This is a genomic window from Rufibacter roseus (assembly GCF_001647285.1).
GTDB lineage: Bacteria > Bacteroidota > Bacteroidia > Cytophagales > Hymenobacteraceae > Nibribacter > Nibribacter roseus.
This window is the reverse complement of record NZ_LRML01000008.1, coordinates 74,702-88,996: the sequence shown is the minus strand read 5'-3', so window position 1 is coordinate 88,996 and position 14,295 is coordinate 74,702. Positions and strand designations below refer to the sequence as shown.

Here is a 14,295-nt window from a genome sequence, read left to right as displayed (position 1 = left end):
TTAAAGATATAATAGTAGCTGAACATTACTTGAAATTTTATAGAAGGTTCAGCTTCAACAATTTTATTCCTGTTTTACCCGCGGCTAATTAACAGTTATATTTGCAGTGGCAAAGAAGCAAAGAAAAGAGTACCCCTGTACTCCTGTATTATGACTAAATACCTGTACTTACTCCTTTTTATTTTTAACGCTTCTGTAGTCTTTGCCGACAACAGCCCGGCTTCTTTGCTCAAGGAGCTGGATACCACTTCCTCAGACACCCGCAAAGTAATTCTACTTAACCAGCTTTGTAAATATTACTGGGAGGTAGACCCACACCTTTCTATCAGCTACGGTGAAAAAGCCATTGCGCTTTCTACCAAAATAAATAACCAGAAGTTATTAGGCAACTCACTGAACTATACCAGCATTGGTCACTTCTGGATTAGTGATTTACCCAACGCTTACTATTATGCCCATAAGGCATTGGCCATTAGAATTTCCTTGAAAGATTCTGCTGGGCTCATCACCAACTACAACTCCATAGGCAATATTTACCTTCGGCAGAAAAAGTACGAATCTGCTTTAGAAAACTACCAGAAAGCATTAGACTTAGGCTATAAAATAAATAAATCACAATCTATCAACAGCGCCCTCAGCAATATAGGTGAAGTGTATGAACGGCAGAACAAGCCGGAAAAAGCACTGCCCATTTACCTGAAGGTATATGAATTAGACAAGCAGACGGGTAACGAGAGAAATATAGCCGTAGATATCCTGAACATAGGTAAAACCCTCTGCAAGTTGGGTAGAACAAATGAAGGTTTGGAGTACCTTGAAAAAGCACAGGCGCTAAGCAATGACCTGACCAGCGTGATCAGTAGGGTATTCATTTTGCGCCAGCTTGCGAATGCCTATTTGCAATTAGGTCAACTTGATAAAGCACAGCAGCTGGCGCTGGAGTGTTTAAGCAGTGCCGCCAAATATAAGTCTGGGGAAAATCTGGAAGGGGCAACATTCATTCTCAGCCAGATTTACCTGGCAAGAGGCGATCATAAAACAGCCAACAAGTACCTTTTGCTGCACAATAAATACCAGGATAGCCTCCAGACCAATCAGCAGATGAAGTATTTTGCTGAGATGCATTCTAAGTACGAGTCTGATAAGAAAGACTATGAGAATCAACAACTACGCGTAGAGCACCAATTCCAAAAAGCGAAGCTTGAGGAGCAAGGAAGGTTGCAGTACATGTTTGGGGCTCTTCTTATTTTGATTGCTATGCTGGCTTTCGTTTTTTTCAACGGCAAGAAAAAAGAGAAAGCTAATAATGCCCAATTGTCTGAGTTCAACAAGCTGATTCTGCAGAAAAACGAAGACATCAAGCTACAAAAAGACGAACTGGAGAAAAGCAACCACCAGAAGGATCTGCTTTTCTCTATTATCGCGCATGATTTACGTGGCCCCCTGATCTCATTGCATTCGTTGTTACAGCTGATTTCAATGGGCAACTTACCCAAGGAGAAGCTAGAAAGGTTCATACAAGACCTAAACACTCAACAGCAGAACACCATTGGTTTGCTTGACAATTTACTGGCGTGGGCTAAGATTCAAATGAAAGGCGTGCGGCTGGAGTCTGAACCGCAAGAGGTAAAGAAATTGGTGCAGGTCAATATCAATTTGCTGCAACCGCAGGCACATAAAAAAAGCATTCTGCTCCAGAATAATGTTCCAGATGATTGCTGGGCATTGGTAGATGAAGAAACCATTAAAATGGTGTTCCGCAACCTGCTCTCCAATGCCATTAAGTACAGCCATGAAGGTACGTTTGTAGAGGTAACAGCAGACCTGATTTCAAATGACCAGCTCATGATCACGGTGGCAGACGGCGGCGTTGGTATTAGCCCCGAAAACCAGCTCAAGCTTTTCAGCGCGAATAAATTCAGAGAGAAAGGCACCGCTAATGAAAAAGGCAATGGCCTGGGCCTGATGCTCTGCAAAGAGTTTATTGAAAGGAACGGCGGCGAAATTTGGGTGGAAAGCCAGGAAGGCAAAGGCACTAAATTCCATTTCACCGTACCAGCCTGCCCTGTTGAGTTAAAACAACAATTAGCCGCTGAGGAAGAGGCTCTGGCTTAGCTCCTGCTCTACTCCGTTTTGCACTTTCATTTATCATTCTTTTCTTATTTCCTACTTAAATAGGTAGCCTTCACATTCCTGCTTTACTTTGCAGCATGCTTACAAAGAAGATTAGTGTTTTAGGGTGTGGCTGGCTTGGTCTTCCTTTAGCCGAGGAGCTGGTTAGGCTTGGGTATAAAGTAAACGGATCTACCACCACCCATTCAAAGATTGAAGAACTGCGGAAAAAAGGCATACAGCCGTTTTTACTCTCTTTTCCGGAAAACAGCTCCAAAACAGCCTTGGCTGAATTTCTAGAAGCAGATGTTCTGGTCTTCAACCTTCCTCCCTCCAAAATAGCCGACACTTACGAGCAGTTATTAGCCACTGTGTTGGACGCAGCTCCGGCTTGTTTGAAACACATCCTATTCATTTCCTCTACCTCTGTATATCCAGATTTAAACCGAGAGGTCACCGAGATAGATGCTGAAGCTACACCCAATGCCTCTTCTCTGCTTTTACGCTGCGAGCACCTGGTGCAACAAAAGCCTCAGCTAAAACCTACTGTTGTGCGTTTTGGGGGATTGATGGGCGGGAACCGGCATCCTGGTAGATGGATGGCTGGTAAAACTGATGTTCCGCAGCCAGAGGCTCCAGTAAACATGATCCACTTAGCGGATTGCGTGAAAATTCTGGTGCAAATTATTCAACAGGAGAAGTGGGGTTTCACTTTCAATGCTTGCGCTCCAGAACATCCGTCAAGGAAAGTATTCTACACAAAGGCAAGTCTAGCTCTAGGTCTTACTCCCCCACAGTTTGCAACACAGCAGGAGTGGCAGTTTAAGCGCATCAATTCGGGTTTTCTGCAGCAGGAGCTACACTATCAGTTCATATATTCAGATCCTCTTACCTGCCTCTCCTCTCCGGAGTTCTAACTAAATAGAGCTGCTTTTTTTTCCTATTTTTGTAAAAACAAGCCGAAAACAGATGTCAGAGACCGTAGTTGTGATTGGAGGCGGTGCCGCCGGATTCTTTGGTGCCATCACCTGCGCCGAAGCCAATCCTGCCCTACGCGTGGTTTTGCTGGAGAAAACAACTAAACTTCTTTCCAAAGTACGGGTTTCGGGAGGCGGTCGCTGCAATGTGACGCATGCTTGCTTTCAGGCGTCAGTTTTTGCACAGCATTACCCCAGAGGACTAAAGGCGTTGAAAAAGATGCTGCCGCTGTTTGGGGCCGAAGACACGGTTAAATGGTTTCAGCAACGCGGCGTGAAATTAAAGACGGAGCCAGACGGACGCATGTTCCCCCAGTCTAATTCCTCTGAAACCATAGTGGAATGCCTTTTGAATTCTGCCCGAAAGGCGGGTGTAGAAATCAGAACCAGTGTGGCTGTTCAGCGCATTGCCCCCCTACCCGCCTCAGCATTACCTGATAGGTTTGAGCTACAGCTGAGCAACGGTAGCTCCATAAAGGCAGCTAGGGTTTTGGTATCTACCGGCGGAAGCGCCAAAGCAGAGGGTTACCAATGGTTACAAGAGTTGGGGCATACCGTAGAGCCTCCAGTGCCCTCTCTTTTCACATTAAATGTACCCCAGTCTTCTTTTAAAGATTTGATGGGTGTCTCGGTTCCTAAAGCTAAGGTAAAACTGGTGGGCCAAAAGCTGGAAACAGAGGGGCCATTGCTTATTACCCACTGGGGACTAAGCGGTCCGGCGGTGCTACGGTTTTCTGCCTGGGGAGCACGTATGCTACAAGAGCAAAAATACCAAGGTACCGCTTTGGTAAATTGGACAGGTAATATCACTGAAGAACAGCTACGTGCGCAGTTACAGGAGCGCCGTAAAAGCGAAGCAAAGAAAACTGTTTATACCAATTCTCTCTTCGGGCTTCCTAACCGCTTGTGGCAGCGAATTTGTGAACTTTCTGATGTGTCAGAAACCGTGAAATGGGCTGAGCTTCCGGGAAAGTCACAGAACAAGCTCATTGAGTACCTCATCAGAACGCCATTTGAGGTGAAAGGCAAAACCACCTTCAAGGAAGAATTTGTTACCTGTGGCGGTATCAAGTTATCAGAAATTAATCTGGCCACCATGGAAAGCACCAAAGTTACTGGCCTTTTCTTCGCCGGGGAAGTGTTAGACATTGACGGCATTACCGGCGGATTCAATTTTCAGGCTGCCTGGACAGGGGGTTATCTGGCCGGTAGAGCTATGGCTGTTTGATTGTTGATTGTTTATTGCTGATTGTTTTTTTTATCAGTAGAGACAAGGCGGTGCCTTGTCTCCTGCGGTGACAGCACGTTTACAGCTGCTATTTGACAAAGCACCAGAAGTCTTTTAAATTTTTCTACTCTAGACGCGGCAATACTTTTAGCCACCTTCTCTACTCCGGAAAGATAGCGACAAGGCCGAGTCTGGTCTCTACAATTTCAATAAATATTCAATATCCTGTATTTAGTTTATTTTTCTGAAAACAGGCCGAAAACAAACTGGCATAGGCACAAAAAAAATCGCGGTCTCTTCTGGACCGCGATTTTTCAAAACAGATACTAAACCCTTTATTAACTTTTAAGCTCTGTCTCCCGTTTATACGGGCGGCCAAAAGGCAGGGTTATATCTTTTGTAAAATATTTTTTAGTAATCTCTTCTTTTTCTTTCACGGAAGCCTCCACCGCCACTACGGCCACGGTCTCTGTCTCCGCCAAAGCGACTGCCACTTCCACCGCGGTCACGGTCGCCGTAGCCACCTCCACGATTTCCGCCTCTGTCACGGTCTCCACCGTAGCCACCGCGGCTTCCGCCACGGTCACCACCTCTGTCGCCACCGCCGCGGTTGTTGTTGAAGGGTCCGTCGTAGAATTTCTTTCTTGGACGGTCTTCCAACTCCTGCAGTTCACGGCCGCCTTCGGCAGGGTCCATGTTCTTTTTCTCCGCCTTCTGGAATTTGACCGTCATGCCGTTGATCTCGGTCACACTCAGTTTTTCCAGAATTTCAGAAGTGTATTCGGTTGGTACCTCTACAAAGCTGAAACGGTCATATAAATCAATATCACCTACTTTGCCGGCCGGAATGCTGGAGTTATCGGTCATGATATCTACCAGATCTTTCGGGTGCAGTCGGTCCTTCTTGCCTAAGGTCACGAACAGACGGTCAAAACCTGGTTTTGGTCCTCCTTTGGCTTCACCGGCTTCAGCTCCTTTTTCTTTGGCTTTAGTGTCTTTCATTACCATTTTCAACAAAGCCGCAGCTATGTCCATGGTAGTGAAATCTTGGTCAACCAAACGTTCAATCTTTAAGATGTGCTTGGCTAAGCCACCTTTTTGAATAACTTCTTTCACCTGATCCAACACCAAAGTGGTGCGAACTTCAGCTACATCTTCATACGTTGGCACGTTCTGACGGATGATTTTGGCTTTGGTGAAGCGCTCAATGTCACGCAGCTTGTACAAATCACGACCTGCTACAAAAGAGAAAGCTTTACCAGATTTACCGGCGCGGCCAGTACGGCCAATACGGTGCACGTAGCTTTCTTCGTCCTGCGGAAGATCATAGTTGATCACCGCCTCTACGTTGTCTACGTCAATACCACGGGCTGCTACGTCAGTAGCTACCAATATCTCCAAGGTACCGGCTTTGAACTTAGTCATCACGTTGTTACGCTGGTTCTGGTTCAGGTCACCGTGCAAACCATCGGCAAAGTAGCCGCGGGCTTGCAAATTGCTTACCAGCTCGTCTACCATGCGTTTAGTGTTACAGAAGATAATCACCACCTTGAAGTTGTACATGTCAATCAGGCGAGTGGTCACTTCCATCTTGCCGCTGCTGCGCACTTCAAAGTAAATTTGCTCAATGTTGGTAACAGTCAGCTGCTGCTGGGTCACCTTCACAATCTCCGGATTGGTCTGGTACTTGCGCGTCAGCTCCATGATAGGCTTGCTCATGGTAGCCGAGAAGAACACTGTCTGGCGATCTTCTGGCATGTGGCTCAGTACAAACTCAATGTCATCCCGGAATCCCATGTCCAACATTTCGTCGGCTTCGTCCAAGATAATTTTCTGAGTGTTCTCCAGTTTCAGGGTACCACGCTCAATGTGGTCCATCACGCGGCCTGGCGTTCCGATTACAATCTGAACTCCTTGTTTAAGGGCGCGTAACTGGCGCTCATAGGGCTGACCACCAAAGATAGGCACTACGCTGATGCCTTTTTTATACTTAATAAGTTTCTGAATCTCCTCTGACACCTGAATGGCCAACTCACGGGTTGGGCACAAAATAAGGGCCTGCACGTCGCGGTTGTTCGGGTCAATAGACTCAATAGTTGGGATAGCGAAGGCGGCAGTTTTACCGGTTCCGGTCTGGGCTTGACCAATGACATCGCGGCCTTCTAGCAGCAACGGAATGGCTGCTGTCTGAATAGGAGACGCTTCTTCGTAACCTAAGTCCACGATAGCGCGCTGGATTTCTTCCGATAACGAAAGCTCCTGGAATTTAATTCTTTCCATCAATTATGATAATGTATGATATATAAAGACAATACACCTGCCCTAGGGTATTCGTCATTTATCAAGATTTCGTTGCGGGAATCCGCACAGAGGTTTGCTTGAGAAGTGCCTTAATGCCAAAAAATGAGACCAACTCGGGGTCTCGGCGTGTATTGTGGGGCAAAGGTACGGAAAATTATAGTAGGTTCCTAATGTTATAATTAACTGAAATAATGTTCTTTATTATTTAGAAAAGCTAAATTTAAAATTGTTTTTAATTGTAAAGGTTGATATCTGCTTTAAGTACTCTTTTTCTTAAATATCCATTTTTAAGTCGTTTCATTTCCCTATTCTCTTCTTTCCCGGTAAAAGAATTATATTTCCAAGTAAACAGGTTGGCTTCAAACTTAGCTTCAATCATAAATTTGCCATCTGGCAAAGCATGCACCTTAGTTATTTCAAAAGAAGATCCAACCTGACAATCATAGTTTATGCCAGTGGGTTTATTTCTAATTTCATGCATACTGCTTGTATAATATGAAGGCAAAACGTCTCTAAATACAAAGCTTACCCCATTACGTGTGTTAAATCTCTCATAATCTACTGCATACGGGACTTCACCAACTTTATAAAGAGCTAATTCGTCCTCTGGCCCATTAATGGTATTCCAATACTTCTTTGTTAAGTCTTTTTTATGATACTTTTTTATGAAATTAAATTCAATAAAACCTTCATAATCAATATTAAACCCATATTTATTATGGAACATAACAGTATCGTCACTCACTTTACCAGTAACACTATCTCTGTTTGCTTCAAGATTGCCAACTGAAATTGTGCCTCTACCACCTGAAGAATTTCTTTGAGTAGTTATAAATTGGCCATCTACGGTAAAAGAACAAGAATCAGAAAGAGTCATTAAGTACTCAGGAGAGTTCTTATCTATTAGAACACCTTCGGTTAGATTATCTTCACAAGAAAACAAGAATACAGCAAAGGCTAGAATTAAAAAAATGGGGGATTTATTCATGATTTCATTTTGAGAGCTAATAGTTTATATCTTTGAGGTAATATTATAAATCAGATAGTTATAAAAATCAATCCCTTGGCCGATGTCTTTCCTTTAGCACTTGCACCACTTCGGCCAAGGATGTACCTGTAGTCTCCAGCAACACCAACAAGTGGAACAGCAAATCAGCCGCCTCTCCTTTCATGGTTTCTGTTTGTCCGGCTACCGCATCTATGACAACCTCCACAGCCTCCTCTCCTACTTTCTGGGCTATTTTATTGATGCCCTTGTTAAAAAGAAAATTGGTGTAAGAACCTTCTACTGGATTTTGTCGACGGTCTTTAATGGTTTGCTCCAGTTGGGCAATGAATTGCAGGGCCTGCTGGGTGGGTGTGAACGAAGAAAAGTTCTTTTTATGGTAAGAATCATTAGCTTCCTCCACATCAAAGCAGGTTTCGGTATTACGGTGGCAGGCAGGGCCGGTAGGGTTTACCAGAATCAGGAGCGTGTCTTGGTCACAATCCAGCTCCATTTTTACCACTTTCAGAGTATTACCGGAGGTTTCGCCTTTAGTCCAGAGTCGTTTTGTGGAGCGGGAGAAGAAGGTCACCAAACCAGTTTTCTCAGTTTGCTCAAACGCCTCTTGGTTCATGTAGCCCAGCATCAGCACTTTACCGGTAGCGGCATTTTGTATGATGGCCGGAACAAGCCCTTCTCCTTTGTTAAAATCTATGGTCATATCCTTTGGGACGTAAGACACAAGACGTAAGACACAAGATTTCTCATGGTTACCTCAAGGTCTATTATATTGTTCTTTATGTTTCTGTTTTCGGCCTCTTTATTGAAAAATAAGCCAAAAACGAAAATTTTTATAATCGCTAATTATCAGATTCATTTCATAAAGTCTTGAATCTTGTGTCTTATGTCTAAACCTAAAGCCGCATGTCTATACCCTGTTTAGACAAAAACTGCTTCAGTTCCGGCAATGGCACTTCCTGAAAGTGAAAGATACTGGCGGCCAATGCGGCATCGGCTCCGGCTTCAAACACATCTAAAAAATGTTGCTGATTACCTGCGCCACCCGAGGCGATGACCGGCACAATCACGTTGCGGGAAATCTCACCGGTTATGTCAAGGGCAAACCCTGCTTTGGTGCCGTCGTTGCTCATGGAGGTAAGTAATATCTCACCGGCACCACGGTTAACGGCTTCTTTGGCCCAATCTAGGGCAAACAAACCAGTGTCTTCAGTACCTGCTTTGCTGAACACTTTCCAGCCTTCAGGGGTAAATTTTGTGTCAATAGCTACCGTTACACACTGGCTCCCGAACCGGTTGGCTAAGTCAGAAATCAGCTCCGGATGCTTAAAAGCAGATGAATTGATAGATACCTTATCGGCACCGTTCTGCAGCAGTACTTCCACGTCTTCTACGGAACTGATGCCCCCCCCCACGGTAAAAGGAATATCAATGTAGCGCGCTACCTCACGCACCAATTCCCGCAGGGTTTTGCGCTTTTCATTCGTAGCGGTGATGTCCAGGAACACCAGTTCATCGGCACCCTGTTTGGTGTACAGCGCAGCTAATTCCACGGGGTCTCCCGCATCCCGTATATCCTCAAACCGCACGCCCTTTACAGTGCGGCCGTTCTTTATATCCAGGCAGGGGATAATTCTTTTTGTCAGCATGGGTCAGACACAAGATTCATGACACAAGACACAAGACTTTTCTCGTGCTTCCGCGCCATAATGGGGTGAAAATTCTTAATTTCTAATTCTCAATTTATAATTAATTAGACCACTTCCTTAGCCAGATCTACTAATGAAATAGTGCCCTCATAGATGGCTTTGCCAATGATGGCACCGTGCAATCCGGCCTCGCGTAACTGACGAACCTCCTCAATGGTGGTCACGCCGCCGCTGGCGATGAACTGGAGCGTGGGGAACTGCTCAATCAGGCGTTGGTACACTTCCAGCGAAGAACCTTGCAGCTTGCCGTCTTTGCTTACATCGGTACAGATGAATGTTTTGGCGCCCTTTTCAGAAAAAGAAGCCAAAAACGACTCCAGCGTCAGTTCGCTTTGCTCAGCCCAAGCGTTAATGGCGATGTGGTTGTCTTTGAAATCTGCCCCCACAATAATCCGGTCAGGTCCATATTCCTTCAGCCACTTCTCCACCGTCTTAGGTTCGCGCACCGCAATACTACCGGCAGTTACTTGTTGTGCTCCGGCATCAAAAGCCATTTGAATAGCTTCGCTGCTCTGTAAGCCTCCGCCGTAGTCAATGTGCAGTTTGGTCTCACGGGCAATGCGGGCCAAAACCGGCAAATTAACCGGCTCCTTGGCGCGGGCACCGTCTAAATCTACCAGGTGCAACCTACGGAGCCCAGCGGCTTCAAACTGTTTGGCCACCTCTACGGGGTCTGAGTGGTAAGTCGTTTGCTGGGCGAAGTCCCCCTCGGTCAGGCGCACGCACTGTCCACCAATCAGGTCTATAGCCGGTATTATTTCCATGGTTACAGGTTTAAGAAGTTCTGAAGAATCTGCGCTCCGGCCGGACCACTTTTTTCGGCGTGGAACTGCACCGCGTAAAAGTTTTTATACTGCAGCGCCGCACTGAATGGGTCTGGGTAAGCGCATTGGGCAATGGTATGTTCCGTTACCGGAGCATAAAAGCTGTGCACGAAGTAAGCGTATTCATCTTCCTTAATATCAGCGAATAAATCACTCTTTAGATGTTGCAGATTATTCCAGCCCATGTGCGGCACTTTAATGGCTGCCTCAAACCGTTTTACCGGAACCGGAATAATTCCAAGCATGTTGGTATCGCCTTCTTCAGAGTGCTGGCAAAGCAGCTGCATGCCTAGACAAATGCCTAAAAAAGGCTGGGTTAGGGTGGGCAGCAGCTGGTCAAGGTTGTTGGCTTTAAGCGACCGCATGGCCGAGGAAGCCTCACCCACTCCGGGGAAAATCACCTTATCCGCCGACTTGATCTCCTCGGCAATGGAGGTCACCGTGGCCTGTACGCCCAACCGCTCCAGCGCGAAAAGCACGCTTTGTACGTTGCCGGCTTTATAATCAACAATAACAGTTTTCATTACAGAACGCCTTTGGTACTGGGTATTTCCATCTTGTTTACGTCGCGCACCAACGCCATCTTAATGGCTTTGGCTACGGCCTTAAAGATAGCCTCTATTTTGTGGTGTTCGTTCTCGCCCTCGGCTTTTATGTTCAGGTTGGCCTTAGAAGTATCAGAGAAAGACTTAAAGAAGTGCATGAACATTTCGCATGGCATATCCCCTATCTTCTCGCGGCTGAATTTAGCGTCCCACACGAGCCATGGTCGGCCTGAGAAGTCAATAGCAGCGTGTACCAGAGCATCATCCATGGGCAACAGGAAGCCATATCGGTTAATGCCTCGCTTGTCGCCAATGGCCTGGGCAAATGCTTCGCCTAAAGCCAGTGCCGTGTCTTCAATGGTATGGTGCTCGTCTATGTGCAGATCGCCCTTTACGTGGATGCGCATGTCTACGCCACTGTGACGCGCTAATTGGTCAAGCATGTGGTCAAAGAAGCCCAGTCCGGTTTGCATGTCTGATTTACCGTCGCCGTCCAAGTTAATCTCCACGCTGATTTGCGTTTCGTTGGTGTTCCGCTGAATGGTGGCTTTGCGGGCAGGTAGTTTGAGGTACGAATAAATCTCATCCCAATCAGTGGTGGTAAAAGTAGCTTCCTCAGACGCTTCTTCCCGCAACAGGATGCTTTTAGCCCCTAGATTCTTTGCCAGCTGCACATCTGTCAGCCGGTCTCCGATGACGTAGGAGTTCGCCAAATCATACTCCTCGGTGAGGTATTGGCCTAGCATTCCAATTTCCGGCTTACGGTTTGGACTTTTCTCGTGCTCAAAGCTGCCGTCAATAAACACCTCCGCGAACTGAATGCCCTCGCCCTCCAGAATCTCCATCATCTTGTTCTGGTATGGCCAAAAGGTGTCTTCTGGGTAAGAATCGGTCCCTAACCCATCTTGGTTTGTCACCATCACAAACTCATAATCCAGCTCGGTGAAGATTTTATAGAGGTTACGGATGACCTTGGGGTAGAACGAGAACTTCTCAAATGAATCGACCTGAAAATCGGTGGGTGGTTCTAGTAAGATGGTCCCATCGCGGTCGATGAATAATACTTTTTTCATTGGTTTTGATTAGACACAAGTATCATAATGTAAGACACAAGACATTCATTTCCCGTATCAAAAAATTTTAAAAGGGCCAGCAATTGCATGAGCCCATTGTGTTTTCTGCTTACTTTTTCAAAAAAAAGCCAAAAACAGTGCTAAACTACACTCTTCTGCTCAGAATACACCTGTAGCGACTCCAGCAGGTGGTCATTTTCTTTGGGCGTACCAATGGTGATGCGCAGGCAGTTGAAGCAGCCGGGTTGGGTGGTGCGGTTACGAACCACAACTCCTCGCTCCAGCAGATAAGCATATAATTCATTGGCATCGGGCACCTGCACCAGCACAAAGTTAGCATCACTTGGGTATACTTTCTGAATTAACGGCAGCTCGGCAAAAACCTGCACCAGCCGCTCACGTTCCTGTACAATAACTTGCAGCATATCGTGCAGTTGAGCAGTTTTATCTAAAGCGGCACTTACCAACTCCTGCGTTACTGCATTGATGTTGTAAGGTGGCTTAATTTTGTTAAGGTAGCTGATAATTTCAGGCGAGGCAAAGGCCATACCCAAACGCAAACCGGCCATGCCCCAAGCTTTAGAAAGGGTCTGCAGCACCACCAGGTTCGGGAATTCGTCTAATCTAGTGCTCCAACTCGGGGTTTCGGTGAAATCGATGTAAGCTTCGTCTACTACCACTAAGCCCTTGAACTCACGGATGAGCTTCTCCACAGTCTCCGGCTCCAGAATGTTTCCGGTGGGGTTGTTAGGCGAGCACAGGAATAGGATTTTCGTTTTCTCCGTCTGTTTTTCGGCTATTTTATCGAAAACAGGCTGAAAACGTTCGTCCAGGGGCACGCGCTGTATGCCCACGTTGTGGATGTTGGCGCTTACTTCGTACATGCCGTAGGTGGGCGGCAGCAACAGCACTTCATCCTGACCTGGCGCGCATACCAAGCGAATCAGCAAATCAATGGCTTCATCAGAACCGTTGCCAATGAATATCTGCTCCGGCCTCACCCCCTTCAACTTGCTCAGCTTTTGCTTTATTTCTTTCTGGTATGGGTCGGGGTACCGGTTATAGTCAGTGCCACCGGCCAAACTGCCCAGGTTGTTCTCATTGGCATCTAAGTATACACTGGCCTCGCCCTCAAACTCATCGCGCGCCGAGGAGTACGGCTTAAGCGACAACAGGTGCGGACGGATAAAAGTATCTATGGAAAACATTACAGTATCGGGTATCAAGTAGCAAGTATCAGGATTTAAATTTTTGAAGGCGGACAGTCACCGCGTTTTTGTGGGCGTGCAGTCCTTCGGCCTCGGCCATGATTTCCACGGCAGGGCCAATGCGCTCCAGACCTTCTTTGGTTAACTGTTGAAACGTGATTTTCTTCACGAAGCTGTCCAGTGATACGCCGCTGTAGTTGCGGGCGTAGCCGTTGGTAGGCAAGGTGTGGTTCGTGCCGGAGGCATAATCCCCCACCGATTCAGGGCTGTAATGGCCCATGAAAACAGAACCAGCCTGCGTTACTTGTTCAGCCAATATTTCGGACTCATCTACCGATAGAATCAGGTGTTCAGGGGCGTACAAGTTAGAGAATTCTAGCGCCTCCTCTAATGAGTCAAACACCACTCCTAAGCTATTGTTCAAGGCTTGTTCCGCTACTGTTTGTCTGGGCAGCTGGGCTAACTGCTCCACTACGGCTGCTTGTACGTTTTGGAGCTGTTTTTCAGAATTTGTGGCAAAAACGACTTGTGAGTCTGGGCCGTGTTCTGCCTGGGAAAGCAAATCAGCCGCCACGAACAGAGGGTTGGCGGAATCATCGGCGATGACCAACACTTCAGACGGACCGGCGGGCATGTCAATGGCTACGCCAATCTGCGTGACCATCTGCTTGGCCGCGGTTACGTACTGGTTTCCCGGTCCGAAAATTTTGTCTACGGCTGGTACTGTCTCCGTACCAAAAGCCAAAGCGGCAATGGCTTGCGCGCCGCCCGCTTTCAAGATTCTGGTGATGCCCAGGCGCTGTGCGGTGTAAAGAATGGTGGCATTGATGGAGCCATCGGCACCCGGAGGAGTAGCCAGTATAATTTCGCGGCAGCCGGCAATCTGGGCAGGAATACCCAACATGAGCAGCGTAGAAAACAAGGGAGCTGAGCCGCCAGGAATATACAGCCCCACTTTCTGAATGGCCACTGATTTGCGCCAGCAGGTTACTCCATGCACCGTCTCCACCTGCTGTACCGGCTCACGCTGCGCCTCGTGGAAAACTTTTATATTATTGTAAGCTAACTCAATAGAATCCTTCAGTTCTTGTGGCACTTGCGGTACGGCAGCGGCAATTTCGGCTTCACTCACCCACACCTGTTGCAGCTGCGCTTTATCGAATTTGGCTGCTAGTTCAATCAGAGCGGCATCGCCGTTTTGCTGCACCAGGTCGAAGGTTTGCTGCACGCCAGCCTTTAATTGTTCCAGCTTCTGTACCGGCCGCTGCACCAACTGGTTCCAGTCTTCGCGCTTCGGATAAAGATACGTCTTCAT

The 14,295-nt window shown here is 46.8% G+C and carries 12 protein-coding genes; 3 read left to right on the top strand and 9 right to left on the bottom strand.

Going from position 1 to position 14,295, the window contains the following annotated elements:
- The first annotated feature begins 150 nt into the window (after nt 1-150).
- The 3 genes from A8O23_RS13265 (at nt 151) to A8O23_RS13255 (ending at nt 4,317) form a co-directional block, all read left to right on the top strand.
- Complete coding sequence (locus A8O23_RS13265; RefSeq protein WP_066621996.1) at nt 151-2,115, top strand: tetratricopeptide repeat-containing sensor histidine kinase; 1,965 nt, start codon at nt 151-153, stop codon at nt 2,113-2,115.
- Between the two features lie 95 nt (nt 2,116-2,210).
- Entirely contained in the window at nt 2,211-3,029 is an 819-nt protein-coding gene (locus A8O23_RS13260) for an SDR family oxidoreductase (RefSeq protein ID WP_066621994.1), read from the top strand.
- Between the two features lie 52 nt (nt 3,030-3,081).
- On the top strand, nt 3,082-4,317 hold the full coding sequence (locus tag A8O23_RS13255) for a BaiN/RdsA family NAD(P)/FAD-dependent oxidoreductase (RefSeq protein ID WP_066621992.1): 1,236 nt from the start codon (nt 3,082-3,084) through the stop codon (nt 4,315-4,317).
- 411 nt (nt 4,318-4,728) lie between these two features.
- On the opposite strand, the gene A8O23_RS13250 is transcribed toward A8O23_RS13255, so the two are convergent.
- The 9 genes from A8O23_RS13250 to hisD form a co-directional block, all read right to left on the bottom strand.
- A complete protein-coding gene (locus tag A8O23_RS13250) occupies nt 4,729-6,597 on the bottom strand; it encodes a DEAD/DEAH box helicase (RefSeq protein WP_066621990.1) in 1,869 nt (622 codons plus the stop codon).
- 253 nt (nt 6,598-6,850) lie between these two features.
- A complete protein-coding gene (locus tag A8O23_RS13245) occupies nt 6,851-7,606 on the bottom strand; it encodes a hypothetical protein (protein ID WP_066621988.1) in 756 nt (251 codons plus the stop codon).
- A 67-nt stretch (nt 7,607-7,673) separates the two neighbouring features.
- The gene (gene hisIE, locus A8O23_RS13240) at nt 7,674-8,324 is read right to left on the bottom strand and encodes a bifunctional phosphoribosyl-AMP cyclohydrolase/phosphoribosyl-ATP diphosphatase HisIE (protein ID WP_066621986.1); all 651 of its coding nucleotides are present in this window, start codon (nt 8,322-8,324) and stop codon (nt 7,674-7,676) included.
- 193 nt (nt 8,325-8,517) lie between these two features.
- On the bottom strand, nt 8,518-9,270 hold the full coding sequence (gene hisF / locus A8O23_RS13235; RefSeq protein WP_066621984.1) for an imidazole glycerol phosphate synthase subunit HisF: 753 nt from the start codon (nt 9,268-9,270) through the stop codon (nt 8,518-8,520).
- Between the two features lie 104 nt (nt 9,271-9,374).
- Nucleotides 9,375-10,094 (bottom strand): 1-(5-phosphoribosyl)-5-[(5-phosphoribosylamino)methylideneamino]imidazole-4-carboxamide isomerase, encoded by a 720-nt coding sequence (hisA, locus tag A8O23_RS13230; RefSeq protein ID WP_066621982.1) that lies wholly within the window; start codon nt 10,092-10,094, stop codon nt 9,375-9,377.
- Between the two features lie 2 nt (nt 10,095-10,096).
- Nucleotides 10,097-10,678 carry an imidazole glycerol phosphate synthase subunit HisH gene (hisH, locus tag A8O23_RS13225; RefSeq protein ID WP_066621980.1) on the bottom strand — a complete coding sequence of 194 codons (582 nt, stop codon included), beginning with the start codon at nt 10,676-10,678 and terminating at the stop codon, nt 10,097-10,099.
- A complete protein-coding gene (hisB, locus tag A8O23_RS13220; RefSeq protein WP_066621978.1) occupies nt 10,678-11,772 on the bottom strand; it encodes a bifunctional histidinol-phosphatase/imidazoleglycerol-phosphate dehydratase HisB in 1,095 nt (364 codons plus the stop codon). The genes hisH and hisB overlap by 1 nt, the downstream gene beginning before the upstream one ends.
- 140 nt (nt 11,773-11,912) lie before the next feature.
- A complete protein-coding gene (gene hisC / locus A8O23_RS13215) occupies nt 11,913-12,998 on the bottom strand; it encodes a histidinol-phosphate transaminase (protein WP_317039546.1) in 1,086 nt (361 codons plus the stop codon).
- 10 nt (nt 12,999-13,008) lie between these two features.
- Nucleotides 13,009-14,295 (bottom strand): histidinol dehydrogenase, encoded by a 1,287-nt coding sequence (gene hisD / locus A8O23_RS13210; RefSeq protein ID WP_066621970.1) that lies wholly within the window; start codon nt 14,293-14,295, stop codon nt 13,009-13,011.

Bases quoted from the DNA above. Each gene is read 5' to 3' on its own strand.
- A8O23_RS13245 (WP_066621988.1), bottom strand. From the start codon at position 7,606: ATGAATAAATCCCCCATTTTTTTAATTCTAGCCTTTGCTGTATTCTTG.
- A8O23_RS13260 (WP_066621994.1), top strand. From the start codon at position 2,211: ATGCTTACAAAGAAGATTAGTGTTTTAGGGTGTGGCTGGCTTGGTCTT.
- hisB (WP_066621978.1), bottom strand. From the start codon at position 11,772: ATGAAAAAAGTATTATTCATCGACCGCGATGGGACCATCTTACTAGAA.
- A8O23_RS13265 (WP_066621996.1), top strand. From the start codon at position 151: ATGACTAAATACCTGTACTTACTCCTTTTTATTTTTAACGCTTCTGTA.
- hisIE (WP_066621986.1), bottom strand. From the start codon at position 8,324: ATGACCATAGATTTTAACAAAGGAGAAGGGCTTGTTCCGGCCATCATA.
- A8O23_RS13250 (WP_066621990.1), bottom strand. From the start codon at position 6,597: ATGGAAAGAATTAAATTCCAGGAGCTTTCGTTATCGGAAGAAATCCAG.
- hisD (WP_066621970.1), bottom strand. From the start codon at position 14,295: ATGAAGACGTATCTTTATCCGAAGCGCGAAGACTGGAACCAGTTGGTG.
- hisF (WP_066621984.1), bottom strand. From the start codon at position 9,270: ATGCTGACAAAAAGAATTATCCCCTGCCTGGATATAAAGAACGGCCGC.
- hisA (WP_066621982.1), bottom strand. From the start codon at position 10,094: ATGGAAATAATACCGGCTATAGACCTGATTGGTGGACAGTGCGTGCGC.
- A8O23_RS13255 (WP_066621992.1), top strand. From the start codon at position 3,082: ATGTCAGAGACCGTAGTTGTGATTGGAGGCGGTGCCGCCGGATTCTTT.
- hisH (WP_066621980.1), bottom strand. From the start codon at position 10,678: ATGAAAACTGTTATTGTTGATTATAAAGCCGGCAACGTACAAAGCGTG.